General features: G+C 34.8%; 10 protein-coding genes. 6 read left to right on the top strand and 4 right to left on the bottom strand.

Annotation, left to right across the window (positions count from 1 at the left end; translation table 11 throughout):
• The first annotated feature begins 43 nt into the window (after window positions 1-43).
• From P2W65_RS20210 to P2W65_RS20190, 5 genes are all read left to right on the top strand, one after another.
• Window positions 44-3,136 (top strand): SusC/RagA family TonB-linked outer membrane protein, encoded by a 3,093-nt coding sequence (locus tag P2W65_RS20210; RefSeq protein ID WP_289660505.1) that lies wholly within the window; start codon window positions 44-46, stop codon window positions 3,134-3,136.
• A gap of 16 nt (window positions 3,137-3,152) precedes the next feature.
• On the top strand, window positions 3,153-4,757 hold the full coding sequence (locus tag P2W65_RS20205) for a SusD/RagB family nutrient-binding outer membrane lipoprotein (protein ID WP_289660502.1): 1,605 nt from the start codon (window positions 3,153-3,155) through the stop codon (window positions 4,755-4,757).
• A 165-nt stretch (window positions 4,758-4,922) separates the two neighbouring features.
• The gene (locus P2W65_RS20200) at window positions 4,923-6,260 is read left to right on the top strand and encodes a sugar MFS transporter (RefSeq protein WP_289660499.1); all 1,338 of its coding nucleotides are present in this window, start codon (window positions 4,923-4,925) and stop codon (window positions 6,258-6,260) included.
• Between the two features lie 74 nt (window positions 6,261-6,334).
• Window positions 6,335-7,384: a sialidase family protein gene (locus tag P2W65_RS20195; protein WP_289660497.1), complete on the top strand. Its 1,050-nt coding sequence runs from the start codon at window positions 6,335-6,337 to the stop codon at window positions 7,382-7,384.
• Window positions 7,385-7,395: 11 nt separating this feature from the next.
• The gene (locus P2W65_RS20190; RefSeq protein WP_289660495.1) at window positions 7,396-8,364 is read left to right on the top strand and encodes a M20/M25/M40 family metallo-hydrolase; all 969 of its coding nucleotides are present in this window, start codon (window positions 7,396-7,398) and stop codon (window positions 8,362-8,364) included.
• Window positions 8,365-8,428: 64 nt separating this feature from the next.
• Here P2W65_RS20190 and P2W65_RS20185 read toward each other — a convergent pair whose 3' ends face one another.
• Window positions 8,429-8,794, bottom strand: a complete 366-nt coding sequence (locus tag P2W65_RS20185; RefSeq protein WP_289660493.1) for a winged helix-turn-helix transcriptional regulator — start codon at window positions 8,792-8,794, stop codon at window positions 8,429-8,431.
• Between the two features lie 81 nt (window positions 8,795-8,875).
• On the opposite strand from P2W65_RS20185, the gene P2W65_RS20180 reads away from it, so the two are divergent.
• Window positions 8,876-9,751: an NmrA family NAD(P)-binding protein gene (locus P2W65_RS20180; protein ID WP_289660491.1), complete on the top strand. Its 876-nt coding sequence runs from the start codon at window positions 8,876-8,878 to the stop codon at window positions 9,749-9,751.
• A 100-nt stretch (window positions 9,752-9,851) separates the two neighbouring features.
• Here the strand turns inward: P2W65_RS20180 and P2W65_RS20175 are convergent, their stop codons facing one another.
• The 3 genes from P2W65_RS20175 to P2W65_RS20165 all read right to left on the bottom strand — a co-directional run bounded on the left by P2W65_RS20175 (window position 9,852) and on the right by P2W65_RS20165 (window position 14,886).
• On the bottom strand, window positions 9,852-11,180 hold the full coding sequence (locus P2W65_RS20175; protein ID WP_289660488.1) for a DUF4374 domain-containing protein: 1,329 nt from the start codon (window positions 11,178-11,180) through the stop codon (window positions 9,852-9,854).
• Between the two features lie 37 nt (window positions 11,181-11,217).
• Window positions 11,218-13,611, bottom strand: a complete 2,394-nt coding sequence (locus tag P2W65_RS20170; protein ID WP_289660486.1) for a TonB-dependent receptor — start codon at window positions 13,609-13,611, stop codon at window positions 11,218-11,220.
• Window positions 13,612-13,893: 282 nt separating this feature from the next.
• On the bottom strand, window positions 13,894-14,886 hold the full coding sequence (locus P2W65_RS20165; RefSeq protein WP_289660484.1) for an FAD:protein FMN transferase: 993 nt from the start codon (window positions 14,884-14,886) through the stop codon (window positions 13,894-13,896).
• Window positions 14,887-14,963: the final 77 nt, after the last annotated feature.

Below are 14,963 nucleotides of genomic sequence, written 5' to 3'. Positions count from 1 at the left end.
TTCCTAAATTTAACATGTTATTAACTCTAAAAAAACAACTAATATGATTAAAAACGTACTAAAATTACTGTTCGTCATATGCCTTTTTGGGTTCCAAAGCCTAGAAGCACAGACCACAGTAAAAGGAACGATAACAGATGCTACTAGTGGAATTCCGATTCCTGGGGCAAATATTATTGTTAAAGGAACTAAAACAAGTGCTTCATCAGATTTTGATGGAAAATACAGCATTAGTGTTCCAAATCAATCATCAGTTTTAGTAATTACTTATGTAGGGTCTGCTACAAAAGAAGTTGCAGTAGGAACTCAAACTACTATTAATGTAGCTTTAGGTGCAGACACGCACCAGTTAGGAGAAGTTGTGGTAACAGCTCTTGGTATTAAGAGAGAGAAAAAAGCCATTACTTATTCTGCACAAAACATCGCAGTAGATGAAATTTCTGAAGCAAGATCATTAAACGTTGCCAACTCACTTTCTGGTAAAGTTGCAGGTCTTAACTTCTCTACTACTTCAAATGGTGTTGGTTCTTCTTCTAGAATTACTTTAAGAGGTAACAGATCTCTTACAGGTAACAACCAGCCATTATATGTAGTGGATGGTGTGCCAATTAGTAATGGTACAGGTGCTGATAATCAAAATGTTGATACTGGTGGTATTACACAGCCAGATGGTATTTCGAACATCAACCCTGAAGACATTGCTTCTATGACTGTTTTAAAAGGACCATCTGCGGCGGCACTTTATGGTACTAGAGCAAGTAACGGTGTTATCGTTATTACTACTAAATCTGGTAAAGCAGGAAAAACTTCGGTAACATTGTCATCAAACTTTATGGCTTCTTCTGCGTACAACTTAATAAATTTCCAAAATGAATATGGACAAGGAGATGGAGGAAACTACATTTCTTCTTCAGCTTCAAGCTGGGGACCAAGATTTGATGGAAGACAAGTTCCAGCATGGCAGCTTGTTCGTAACCCTAATTATACAGGATCTGCTACTACATCTTACACAGCTCAGCCAAACAACGTGCAGGATTTCTACAAAACAGGTTATAACTTAGCCAATACATTATCGATTACATCTGGAAACGAAAAAGCACAAGGTTATTTCTCCTATACTAACACACGTGCTGAAGGTATTGTTGGAGGAAATCAATTGGACAGACACAATCTTAATTTAAGATTTACAAGTAAGCTTTCAGATAAATTTACATTAGATGCAAAAACAAACTACATCGTTCAGGAAATTGATAATCTAATAAAAACAGGAGAAGAGTCTGTTGGTACTTCTGCTTACTTATTGCCTCGTAGTATTAAATATGATGACTACAAAGATTTTGAATATGTAGATGCTGCAGGTGAATTACAGAAAAATTATTTTGTAGATCGTTCGGGAACTCCTGGAGGAAATCCGTTCTGGACTGCATTACGTGATAATGATCGTAAGGATAAAAGAAATAGATTTATAGGTCTTGCCTCTCTTAAATATGATTTTACGAGTACTTTAAGCTTACAAGTTAGAGCTGGTTTAGATCAGACTACAAATAAAATTGTTACAAAAAGATACGCTACTGAAGAGTTTAACAAAAACGTAGGTAGTTATAGCGAATTTTATGAAACTGCGACAGAATTCAATACAGATGCTTTACTTTCATACAATGAGAAGTTTGGAGATTTTTCTGTAGGAATTAATGCAGGAGCTAACATTTTGAAACAAAATAATTCTTCATTAAATGCAGGTGGAGGTTTAGGTAAAAGAAATTATTTCACAATGAGAAATGTACCTGATCCAACTACAACTACATCGAATTTTGATAAAGAAATCAATTCTGTTTATGGTTTTTCTCAAATTGGGTTTAGAAATTATTTATTCTTAGACTTAACTGCTAGAAACGACTGGTCATCTGCTTTACCAGCAAATAATAGATCATTCTTTTATCCTTCTGTAGGTTTATCTGGAGTTATCTCTGATATGGTTGATTTGCCTGAAACGATTAGTTTTCTTAAATTAAGAGCGTCTTATGCAAAAGTGGGTAACGATACAGATCCTTACCAAACTAGTTCAAGATTAACATATGTTGGAGCAAATGGTGGTATTTTATTTCCACAATCAACAGCTGGAAATCCAAATTTAAGACCAGAGATGTCAAGTTCAGTTGAATTTGGTGCTGATGTTAGATTTTTCAACAATCGTTTAGGATTAGATGTTACTTATTTCGAAACGAATACAAAAGATCAGATATTTTATATCAACACACCAGAATCTTCTTCAAAATCAAGAGCGATCGTTAATGGTGGAGAAATCCAAAATAAAGGTTTTGAAGCGGTGCTTACAGCAACTCCAATTCAAACAAACAACTTTACATGGGATGTTACAACAAACTTTGCAACTTACAAATCTAAAGTAGTTTCTATCTATGAAGGAAGAGACGAGTTAGTTTTAGGTGATGGAAGATTGGTTAGAAGTAAAGTAGTATTAGGAGGTGAATACGGAGACTTATATGTGAAAGGTTTCAAAAGAGATCCAAACGGAAATGTTATCGTAAATGATGCAGGTTTACCAGTAGCAACAAACTCATTTGATGTTAGGGCGGGTAACTTTAATCCAGACTGGACAGCAGGTTTCAGAAATAGTTTCAAATACAAAGATTTCTCTTTAAGTTTCCTTGTTGATTTTAGAATTGGTGGTGAAGTTGTTTCTTATACGCAAGCTAGAATGGCAGGTTTAGGGGTAAGTGATATTACGCTTGCTGGAAGAGATGGATTTGTTGTCCCTGGTGTAGTAGATAACGGTAACGGAACTTACACTCCAAATACAACAAGTGTTACAGCTGAGGAATATTGGGTATCAATTGGACAAAGAGATCCTTTAGCAGAGCCTTTTATTTATGACGCTACAAACATTAGATTAAGAGAAGCTGTTTTTGGATATTCATTACCAAAACGTCTTTTAGGAGATTCAGGTTTTAAAAGCATCGATTTCTCATTAGTAGGAAGAAATTTATTCTTCTTCTTAAATGAAGCTAAACATTTTGATCCGGAAAATGGAGCTGGTACAGGAAACTTGCAAGGTGTTGAGTCTTTCAATATTCCAACAACAAGAGAATATGGACTAAATGTTAAATTTGGATTTTAATTAAAAAAAATATATCATGAAATATAGTTTTAAAATAAAAACATTAGGAGTTGCTTTATTAGCAGGTTCTATTTTATCAAGCTGTACGGGCGACTTTGATGAAATAAATAAAGATCCTAATTCGCTGACAGAGGATCAGTTAGATGCTTCAATGGCTGGCCCAGCATTTGCATATGCTCTGTATGCTGGTATTCATAACGGAGCTGCTGATACTACTGGATGGGCAGATGATCAAGGAACTTGGGGTATCGCAACTGGTATTTTATCTTCTACTTTTATCCAATATCTATCATCAAATTTTGGTACGGAAAGAAATAGTTTTGGTGGATATGAAGCAAGAGGGTGGTCAAGGTTTTATACTTACGCTGTTCCAAGTTTAAATAATGCTTTTAAAGCTGCCGATGGAAATGCTGAAACTACTGCAGTTCTAAAAATCTGGAAGGTATTTATGTATAATCAAATGGTAGATTTATATGGACCAATTCCTTATTCTCAAGCAGGGAATAATTTAGGAAGTGTTCCTTATGATAGCGTTGAATCTATCTATGAAGACTTTTTTAAATTGTTGGATGAAGCAAATACAGTTTTAGGTTCTGCTTCTACAAGTACAGTTGGGCCACTACAAACAAGTGACAGAGTTTACCAAGGAAGTGTTGAGAAATGGAGAATTTTTGGTAACAGTTTAAGATTGCGTTTAGCATTAAGGATTTCTGATGTTGAACCAGCAAAAGCAAAAACTCAAGCAGAAGCAGCTGTTGCTGCAGGAGTTATGCAGACTAATGATCAAAGTGCCTTTTTCCAAGTAAATGCTGCCGCACCAAACAACTTTAATATTGTTGCAAACGCATGGGGTTACAAAATGACAGCTTCTATGGAAAGTCTTTTACTAGGATATAGTGATCCAAGGTTACAGAAATGGTTTTCGCCAGGAATAGGTGGTAACTATATTGGAAGACCTACTGGCTATTTAAGAGGATATTTTAGTGATCAAGATAATGAGTATTTCTCTTCGTTTAATGATGATATTTTAGGATTAGGACCAGAACCAGGTTCAGCTCCTTTAAGCAACACTAAAAACATCGAAATCTTCATGGCTTCAGAAAATTATTTCTCAAGAGCTGAAGGTGCTTTAAACGGATGGAATATGGGTGGAAGCGCTCAATCTTTATACGAGCAAGGTATTAGATTGTCTATGGCGCAATGGGGAATTACAGATGCTGCTGCGGTTAATAGTTATATTGCAGGAACTTCATTACCGACTGCTCCAAATGTGAATACGATGCGTCCTGGTTTAGTAACAGAAAGTATTCCTGTGAAATTACCAGTAGCTTGGTCAGCTTCTACTGCTGATCAGCGTACACAAATTGCTGTTCAAAAATATTTAGCTATTTTCCCTGAATCTTGGGAGGCTTATGCTGACTTAAGAAGAACGGATGCTAAAATTATTTATCAGCCGCTTAACACAGAGAATAATGATGCAGGAGTTGGGAAAAGTTTGATGAAAAGAGTTATCTATGTTACAAACGAATATTCTGCAAACAGAGCTGCTGTTGAAGATGGAATTGTAAAATTAGGAGGCCCAGACACAGGCGGAACTAGACTTTGGTGGGACACAAAATAATTAATTTGGTGAGTAAAGATCGACACAGTCCTTACTTAAAAGCAAAAGGAGAGGTAACTCTCCTTTTGTTTTATACCTATGTCAGTAACGGCGTAAAATTCTATTAACTAAATGATGATGAACTCCAATTCAATACATCATCAAACCAAAAAAAACAAAATAAAAATGGTTAACGCAAACACCACTAACTCCTCACAAACCAAACCAACCTTAATACCAATATTAATTATTGCAAGTCTATTTTTTATTTTCGGATTTGTAACCTGGATCAATGGCGCATTGATTCCGTTTATGAAGACGATTAATGAATTAACGTCAGCGCAATCTTTACTGGTCGCTTCTGCTTCTTATATTTCATTTGTTGTGATGGCGCTTCCGGCTTCTTTTATTTTAGCTAAAATTGGTTATAAAAAAGGAATGTCATTGGGATTGTTTATCATGGGATTTGGAGCTTTGATCTTTATTCCAGCAGCTGAAGCCAGAACGTATTGGATGTTTTTGACCGGAATCTTTATTCAAGGAGCGGGAATGACTTTACTGCAAACGGCTTCCAATCCGTATATCACGATTTTAGGCCCAATTGAAAGTGCGGCAAAACGAATTTCGATTATGGGAATTTGTAATAAAATTGCAGGAGCATTAGGATCGCTTATTTTTGGTTCGATTTTGTTATCTGGAATAGATGAAATTCAGGAAAAATTAAGTCTGGTTAGTGTTTCAGAGAAGAATGCATTACTAGATAATATGGCCGACAGTGTTGTAGTTCCTTATATTTCAATGGCGGTTGTTTTATTTGTTTTAGGATTATTAATTCTGAAAGCACCATTGCCAAATGTTGAAGCGGCACCAATTGAAGAAGCTGAGGAAGGAAAAACGGCTAAAACAAGTATTTTCCAATTTCCGCACCTTTGGCTAGGTGTACTTACCTTGTTTATGTATGTGGGAGTAGAAGTAATTGCTGGTGATACCATTATTGCCTACGGAATCGCTTTAGGATTTCCCGCAGCAGATGCTAAATTCTTTACCACATTTACTTTATTGGCAATGGTAGCCACTTATGCTTTAGGAGCCTTTTTGATTCCAAAATATATTACACAGGCTTTAGCTTTAAAAGTAAGTGCAGTTTTAGGAATTATATTGTCTTTCTGTATCGTATTTTCTACTGGATTTACTTCTGTTTTATTTGTGGCAGGATTAGGAATTGCAAATGCTTTAGTTTGGCCTGCAGTTTGGCCTTTAACATTAAACGGTTTAGGGAAATTTACAAAAACTGGAGCCGCCTTATTAGTAATGGCAATTTCTGGAGGAGCAGTGATTCCGCCTTTGTATGGAAAATTCGTTGACGGTACAAAAGCAGATCTTATCGCTCAAGGTATAAATGAAGTAACTGCAACAGCATCAGCTTCAACAAAAGGATACTGGATTTTACTGCCTTGTTATATTATTATCCTTTATTATGCTATTTCAGGACATAAAGTAGGATTAGGCAGCGTTAAAAGTTAGAAATTAAGATTTAAAAGCGGATTGAAGTATTGGAGATTTACTTCATTTATCACATTTCGCAAAAAAAGAATAAAATGATATCAAAAACAAAATATACTGTAACGGCTTTATTGGCAATCTTTCTTGTTTCTAACGGATTGAAGGCACAAACAAAAGCAATTAATATTGAAAGCAGTTATATTGCAGATCCACCTGTGACTACAAATAGTCATGCATCAACTTTGGTAGAACACAAGCCAAATGAGATTTTAGCGGCTTGGTTTGGAGGAAAATATGAAGGAGCAAAAGATGTTGGAATTTACATTTCGGATTATAAAGATAAAAAATGGTCAACGCCAAAAGAATTGATTCAGCCTTTAATTAAGAATGGAGATACGCTTCCTTGCTGGAATCCAGTTCTTTTTAAAACTAAAAGCCAAAATTTATATTTGTTTTACAAAGTAGGAAAGAATCCAAGAGAATGGTTTGGCGCTATGATTGTTTCAAAAGATAACGGAACAACTTGGGGAGAACCAAAATACCTTCCGGACGGAATTTACGGCCCAATTCGTAACAAACCAATTGAGACTACTCCAGGTGTAATTTTATGCGGAAGCAGCACTGAAAGTGTAAACACTGATGAATGGAGAATTCACGTAGAAGAATATACAGAAGCAACTGATTCTTGGCAGAAAATTGGAGTAGAAAACAATCAAAATTATAATGTCATTCAGCCAACGTTTTTAATTCATGGCACGACTGATATTCAAATGTTATCTCGAAGCAAACACAATAGAATAGTTTCAAGTTGGTCAGGAGATAACGGAAAAAGCTGGATTAGAACGAATACCATAAATGTGATCAATTCTAATTCAGGAATTGATGCTTTAACGGTAAATAAAAACTTTTTCTTATTGGTTAATAATCCATTACCGCAAGGAAAGGACTGGTTTAACGGACGTAATATTCTGGATGTAGAATATTCAAAAGACGGTTTGAGCTGGAGAAAACTATTTGATTTAGAAAAACAAGAAAAAGGCGAGTTCAGTTATCCGGCAATCATTCAGACTACTGATAAAAAAGTTCATGTTTTGTACACTTACGATAGAAAGTATATCAAACACACCGCATTTGATTTGAACTAATTATAAACGATATGAAATCTTTTAGACTTTTAAATAATGTACTAAAAATAGGAGTTTTAACCTTCTGTTTTCATCTTAATGCTCAGAATGCCAAAACCTTTTATCAGCACGATAAATATTTGTCTTCTGATAAATTAGAAGGTCGTTTTCCTGGAACAAAAGAAAATAATGAAGCTGCTGCTTATATTAAAAAGTACTTCAAAAAATATGGTTTAAAAGAATTCAATGGTTCGTATTATCAGCCTTTCAAACTTTTTGTAAAAGAAGGAATCAATAAGATGAAATCGGATAGTGTTTTGACGCAGAATGTTTTAGGTTATATTGAAGGATCTGACCCAAAACGTAGAAATGAATACATCGTAGTTGGAGCACATTACGATCATTGGGGCTGGGGCGGACAAGGTTCTGGAAGTAAAAAGAAAGAAGCATTTGCCATTCATAACGGTGCAGACGATAATGCTTCGGGAGTTTCGGCTTTGCTGTGCATTTTAGAAGAAATTTCAAAGCAAAAAGTTAAGCCTAAACGAAGTATCATTTTTATCTCTTTCAGTGGAGAAGAAGAAGGATTGTTAGGTTCTAAATATTTTGTAAATCATCTGCCGGTTCCAAAAGAAGCTGTAAAAGTCATGCTGAATATGGATATGGTTGGAAGATTAAATGATAAAAAAGAACTCTATATGGGAGGTGCCGGAACTTTTCCAAATGGAGTAGAGCTAATGAAAAAACTGCAGGAAAACTCAGGATTAAATCCAGTTATTCATGCAGGTGATGTAGGCGGATCTGATCACGTCACTTTTTATAAAGAATCGATTTCGGCGGTTGGTTTCCACACGGGAGGACATCCACAATATCATACACCTGAAGACGATATTGATCTGATTAATTCAGACGGCGGTGCTTTAGTGGCAAAATATATTTATAATGCCTTAACAGCAATAGCCAATTATCAGGAAGATTTACTATTTATTAAACAGAATTAAAGTAAAATGAGTTTCATTTTGAATTAGTTAAGTTAGTTTTTGTTGTTTGAAAAGGCGGTGTCTATTAAACGCTATAGACGCCGTCTTTTACTTTAAAGGCCCAAGCAGCCATTGCATCGATTACAGGTAAAAGACCTTTCCCTGCTTCACTAAGACTATAAGTAACAAAAGGTGGCACCACAGGTTTAGCTTCTCGAATAATCAAACCATCTGTCTCTAATTGTTTCAGATGCTGAATGAGCATCTTTTCGGTTATAGCTGGAATAGCTCTTTTTAATTCGCTGTACCGTTTGTCTCCAGTCGATAAATGATATAAAATAATAGGTTTCCAATACCCTCCAATTTTTTCCATAACAAAAGTCACGGGACATTTTTCCAAGGCATACTGCTTGTTTTCCTGAATTGTAGATGATTCTTTAATTGCTGTCATGATACATACTTTAGGGTAAGTACTTGTATAAAAGTAAGTACAAATATACCTTTGTATTGTTAAATAAAAAAACATTTAAAGATGAAAATTATAATTTCAGGTTCATTAGGAAATATCGGAAAGCCATTAACGGCTCAATTAGTACAATCAGGTCATGATGTAACGGTTATTAGCAGTAATGCAGATAGAAAAGCAGCAATTGAAGCATTGGGTTCAAAAGCAGCAATTGGATCGGTTAGCGATGCTGATTTCCTTGCTGAAACATTTGCTGGAGCTGATGCCCTTTTTGCCATGACACCGCCAAATATGGGAGGAGTAAATATTATCAAAAATACAACTGAAGCAGGTGACGCTTTCGCGAAAGCAATACAGCAAGCCAATATAAAAAGAGTAATAATGTTAAGCAGTATTGGAGCTGATTTACCAACTGGAAACGGGCCAATTGCCGGTTTGCATAACATTGAGAAAATCTACGAAAAATTAGATACTTCTATTACTTTTTTGAGAGCAGGTTATTTCTATATCAATTTCTTCAACGATATTCCGATGATAAAAGGAGCAGGGATAATGGGAGCTAATTTTCCAGTATCAAATCAAATTCCGCTAGTACATCCAGAAGATATTGCTTGGGCAGCAGCCGAAGAATTACAAAAAACACAAGAAGGTAAAAATGTCCGTTATATTGTTAGTGATGTTAAAACACCTTCAGACATTGTAAAAGCTTTTGGAAATGCTATTGGAAAACCAGAATTGCCTTGGGTTGAATTTACAGACGAACAATATTTTGGAGGAATGACACAAGCTGGAGTTCCAGAAGAAATGGCTAGTTTATACACCGAAATGGGAAGCGGACTAAGAAATGAAACCATTGCATCCGATTTTCTTAAAAATGATGGAAAAGCTGATGGAAAAATTAAACTAGAAGATTTTGCCAAAGAATTTGCTTCAAAATTCTAATTATAAAAAAACATTCCGCTTACTATAAATAGAAGCGGAATGTCTAATTAAAAAAAAACTCAAGTGATGAATTATATACAGTTATCGCAACTGTAAATTTTTAGAATACCCCAATGTAGTGGTTTCCTGGCTTGTTTACTAATTTTGCACCTTTAGTTACAGCACCAGTTGGGATGTCAATAACATAAATGTTTCCATCTTTTCCTACTGGAGTAACAGCAATATAGAAGTTGTTTCCGTCCACAACAAAACCTTGGTATTGACCGAAGTTTAAGTCAGCATCATAAGCAATTCCTTCTACTTTTGTAGCTGTTCTAGCGTTTAAGTCTAATCTAGCTAAGAAACCTTGTTCAGTTCCTTCTTGAGCGTAAACCGCATAAGCAATTCCGTTTCCAACATATCTCCACGCATCGATATAAGAACCTTTAATTCCTAAAGCAGTATCTAAGCTAAATACATAAGAATTATCATATTCATTGTTTTGGTTGATTTTTAAGATGTAAGATCCTTTTTGAGTATCTCTTTGAGTAGCTTGGTAAATGTTTCCGTCAGTAGCTACAAAGCTGTTGAAACTTCTGTATCCGCTTGTATCACCAAATCCAACAGTTGAAGTAATTACTTTTGGGTTTTCTAATGATGGATAGTCAACCACAACAGATTTTGATCCTAAACGTGTAAAAGATGGTGCATTTTGTCCCGTTGCTGGATCAGTTTTACGCATCCAAGTACCAATGATTAATTTGTTTCCAGCTTTGTTTAATGTTGGAGCATCTAGACGGAAAAAGTGGTGTCCTTGAGCTTCTTCTTCAGCAGTTAGTGGAATTTCGTATTGTTTGTAACCTGAAATTAAAGTTTGCTGCATATCTAAAGCTAATACAGTAGCAACTCCTCTTGTATATTTATATGATTTGTCTTCATTTGTATTTACTACTGGAGCAGTAATATTTACAGCAACACCTGTTTTATCACCATCAAAAAGTTTTACCCATCTTGGCGAAGTTCCAGCATACTGGGAAATATTAACTTTTGCTGTAGATTCTGCAAAATTACTTCCTCCGTTTACTTTGTAAGTCATAAACTCACCGCCGTTTGCACCTGTATAAGTAATGTTAAAAAGAGTGCTTCCATCAACTGAAGATTGTAAACGAGCAGTTCTGCTAGATTGTACAGCTGTACCATTTGCATAAACATCTACAGAAAAATTAGGATCTATTGCATTTTCTTTACTGATTGCATAAACTCTTGTTCCGCCATTTCCATCACCTGGATCTGTCTGCATTAAAGCTCCTGCTACAGTAATCCAACGGCCATCAGTTATTGGATTCACAGGTTCTGAGTTTTTGTTATCGTCACTGCTGCAAGAAGCAGTTAACGCTAATGCACCTAGCAGTAGACCAGATGTAAATAGTTTAAATGTGTTCTTTTTCATATTAGTCGATTTAAAAAATTAGTTATTTAAAATGTGATTAGAATTTATTTATAGCATAGTTCAGTTTGATGAAAAATGCTCTTCCTGGTTTTTGGGCAGCGAAATTGTCGTAAACCTGCTCGTCAAAAATATTTTTAGCATCAAAGCTTACTACAAATTGTTTATTAGGAAAAGCATAGCTTAGACCTAAATCCTGTGGAAACTGAGCTGTCGTTCTGTCAATTTCAAGCCAAGAAGTATAAAATGGAGCCACATAACCGCAATAGTAATATAGATTCAATTCTGATTTGCTTTGAATTACATTTTTAAAATTGTACTGCAGATTACCGTTTACAGTGAAATAAGGCTCATTTGGTAATTGTTTATTGTATAAAGGAAGAATATTTCCGTTTTTATCGTATTTATCCTTGTAAAGTGAATTGAATTTAGAAAGGTTGACGCCAGCAAATAATTTTTCTTTAAACGAATATTGAACCGAAGCCTCAAAACCTACTGATTGTGCTTTTCCTAAATTGACAAATGGAGAAGCTTGAACAGCTTCATTCAGACGGTCACTTATTTGGCGAACAATTTTATCTTCTGTATTTCTCCAGAAAGCATTTCCATATAGATTGAATTTATGATTGTTAATCAAGTAAGGCCCAAGTCTAACGCCAGCATTGATATTGTTACTTTGCTCTGGTCCTAAATTAGCATTACTCAGAATGTTTTCACCTGGAAGTCCAAATATTTCATTTTCAGAAGGCAGTCGAATTGCTTTTTCAGCAGAAAGCATTAGTAGTACTTTTGGCACAATGGCATAAGAACCAGCAAAACCATAACCCGTAAAATTGGTATTTTTAGATGTTGTTTCAACTACCAATGTGCTTTGACCATTTTGATTAGCTAATCTTGGCGTAATTTGCTCGGTTTTTAAATTATAATTTTTAAGGAAAAAGTTACCTTTTAAACGAGATTGAAAAGCCTGCATTTCATAAGCAAGTGAAGATACCGTTTTACTTAAATCACGCGTCGCCATAAAATTACGAACCAGTTCTGGCTGCATTTCGTCAAATTCATTTCGATCTACAGTATAAAACATTCCATTCGCAATGATTTTATGGTTTTCGGTAATGTTATAAGTAAATCCGGCTCTTGTATTAAAAATATCCGATTTTTGATGATTGATTGTTGGAGCTCCCTGCTGAGCACCGGTTACCGATAAAATAGGCTGACCGTACAAGCCTAATGCTCTTTCTCCATTCCAATTGTAATTCCATTTAACTGTATCGTTTACAACATCGTTTCTATGACTGTAAACAGAAATTATAGAGAAGTCAAGTTTCTTTATTAAGAAATCTTTTTTGTTATAATTTAAGCTAAACACATTGGCTGCAGATTCGCTAAAACGTCCTTTATATGGTTTTGTCATATACTGACCGTGCTGAATCTGATTGAAGTCTTCAGAACCATTATAACTGATAGAGAAATTATCTGCCCATTTTACATCAGTAAAACCTGCTTCAAGTCTGCCTCCGTAAGAACGGTACATGCTTTCAAATCTTTTTGCTCGGATGTATTCGTAACGACCGTTTGGTGCAATATTATAGACAAATCGCCCCCAAACTTCATAATCATTATCAGAATAATTTTGGAATCCGTTTGCTTTAACAGTAAAACCAGATTTATCTCTATAAGTTGTACTGAAATTAGACTGAATAGTATTAAAAGATCCGTAAGAAACCGAAGCAGCGATCATATTTTTAGATCCCTTTTTTAGAATCACATTGATCGCTCCTCCCAATGAATCATCTGCCAGATAAGCTGGAACAACGCCCTTATAAACTTCTATTCTTTCAATTAAAGCTGGCGGAATACTATTTAAACTGAATGAAGCTCCGTAAGTTTGAATCGGAATTCCATCAATGAAAATTCTAATCGCATTTCCAGACATTCCATTAATATTGTAAGTTACAGCAGAACCTAATCCTCCGTTTTGTCTGATTCTAACACCACCTGAACGATCTAATAAATCGTTGGTCTGAAGATTTCTTTTTGCTGCTTCCTGTGTTTCAATTACATTCACAGCAAAACCTTTCTCCATTATTTCTTTTCTAATAGAAGATTTTTTGATTACAACTTCCTCTAAATCTTTAGGGCCATTTCGATCCAAAGAAATATTAAGTTCTGTATTCGCTTTGTTGATGTTTACTTTTGTAGTTCTTGTCTGGCCTTCCATAGAAGAAGTCTCCAAGATATACTCCCCATATTTTAAGTCTTTAAATTCATAACGACCAAAATCATTTACAATAGCATATTTCTGAGTTCCTTTTATAATAACTGAAGAACCATAAGCTAATTCATTGGTTCCAAATGTCACTTTTCCTGTTAGATTTCCGGTTTGTGACCAAGCTGAAATGGTAAATAAAAATAGTAGTAAAGTTGTTCTCATATTGAGTATTGCGTATAAAGTGCTGCAAACTTATATGATAATTTAAATTTAATCTAAATAAAGCAATTAGAAGATTATTAGAATTGTGAAGATGTTTCTAATGTTATTTTAATATTGAAGAAATATTGATTATGTGTTTGATTATTAGTGGTTTGAAATATGTATTTGATAAAGTATAAAACCATACAAATTATATAAAAACAATTAAGAAAAACTTAAATTACTTATATAACTTATATGGTTTAAAACTTTACGCCTTTGACAGCAAAAATATTGTTTAGATTACAACTTATAAGCAAAGTTTTTAGACTTAACTACTTTTCCTTTATCTGTAATCATAACACAGCTGTATTGCGGGAATTTTTGAAGTAATAATAATCCTTCGGTTTGCCCTAAAACCATCATCGAAGTACTTAATCCGTTGGCAGTTTCGGCGTTTGGGCCTACAACAGTTACACTGCATAAACCTGTTGCAGGATATCCAGTCGCGGGATTTATAATATGAGAATAACGTTTGCCATTAAAAACAACAAACTTTTCATAACTGCCAGAAGTAGTAATAGCGCCATCCTTTAATGGAATTGCCGCTAAAATTTTCTCAGGTTTAAACGGATTGGTAATTCCGATTTTCCAATCGTTTCCGTTGGGCTGTTTTCCCCAAGTACTCATATCGCCAGAACCATTAATAATTCCAGCTTCAATTCCTTTTTGAATCATCATGGCGCGGCATTTATCAGTTGCATAACCTTCGCCTAAAGCGCCGAAACCAATTTTCATTCCTTTAAGTTTTAAGAAAATAGTCGATGCTGTACTGTCTAAAATGATGTTTTTGTAACCCACTTTTTCCACTGACTTTTTTATGGCTTCCGCCGAAGGCATTTCGGTCATTGAACCGTCAAATTTCCAGATTCTATCCATTGCGGCAAAGCTGACATCAAATCCACCATTGGTAATTTTAGATAGTTTTATGGCTCTTTGGGCTAATTCAAAAACTTCGCGATCTACTTTTATTGGTTTTACACCAGCATTTTGATTCACTTCGGAAACTTGAGAATCAGGTTTCCAATCTGAAATGAGATTTTCAATTCGAGTAATTTCAGCAATGACTTCATTGATATTTTGCTCAGCAGATAACGAGTCTTTTGCGACGATACTAATATCAAATCGTCCGCCCATTAAAAGTGTTGTTCTTTTTCGTAAAACTTGCGAATAGCATGAGAAACTTTGAAGTGTTACAAAAAAAATTAGAAGTTTATATATAATTGATTTTTGCATAAAATCATTTTTTAATTGAATAACGTTCTGATGAAGCAAAATATTTAAATCTAAAATTAAATTCCATCATGCAATCT

This window comes from Flavobacterium panacagri (assembly GCF_030378165.1).
GTDB classification, from domain to species: domain Bacteria; phylum Bacteroidota; class Bacteroidia; order Flavobacteriales; family Flavobacteriaceae; genus Flavobacterium; species Flavobacterium panacagri.
Note: the sequence above shows the minus strand (reverse complement) of the source record. Positions and strands in the feature narration are given on the sequence as shown.

What these genes read in the sequence shown, in the direction of transcription:
- P2W65_RS20210 (WP_289660505.1), top strand. Translation starts at nt 44, where the DNA reads ATGATTAAAAACGTACTAAAATTACTGTTCGTCATATGCCTTTTTGGG.
- P2W65_RS20205 (WP_289660502.1), top strand. Translation starts at nt 3,153, where the DNA reads ATGAAATATAGTTTTAAAATAAAAACATTAGGAGTTGCTTTATTAGCA.
- P2W65_RS20200 (WP_289660499.1), top strand. Translation starts at nt 4,923, where the DNA reads ATGGTTAACGCAAACACCACTAACTCCTCACAAACCAAACCAACCTTA.
- P2W65_RS20195 (WP_289660497.1), top strand. Translation starts at nt 6,335, where the DNA reads ATGATATCAAAAACAAAATATACTGTAACGGCTTTATTGGCAATCTTT.
- P2W65_RS20190 (WP_289660495.1), top strand. Translation starts at nt 7,396, where the DNA reads ATGAAATCTTTTAGACTTTTAAATAATGTACTAAAAATAGGAGTTTTA.
- P2W65_RS20185 (WP_289660493.1), bottom strand. Translation starts at nt 8,794, where the DNA reads ATGACAGCAATTAAAGAATCATCTACAATTCAGGAAAACAAGCAGTAT.
- P2W65_RS20180 (WP_289660491.1), top strand. Translation starts at nt 8,876, where the DNA reads ATGAAAATTATAATTTCAGGTTCATTAGGAAATATCGGAAAGCCATTA.
- P2W65_RS20175 (WP_289660488.1), bottom strand. Translation starts at nt 11,180, where the DNA reads ATGAAAAAGAACACATTTAAACTATTTACATCTGGTCTACTGCTAGGT.
- P2W65_RS20170 (WP_289660486.1), bottom strand. Translation starts at nt 13,611, where the DNA reads ATGAGAACAACTTTACTACTATTTTTATTTACCATTTCAGCTTGGTCA.
- P2W65_RS20165 (WP_289660484.1), bottom strand. Translation starts at nt 14,886, where the DNA reads ATGCAAAAATCAATTATATATAAACTTCTAATTTTTTTTGTAACACTT.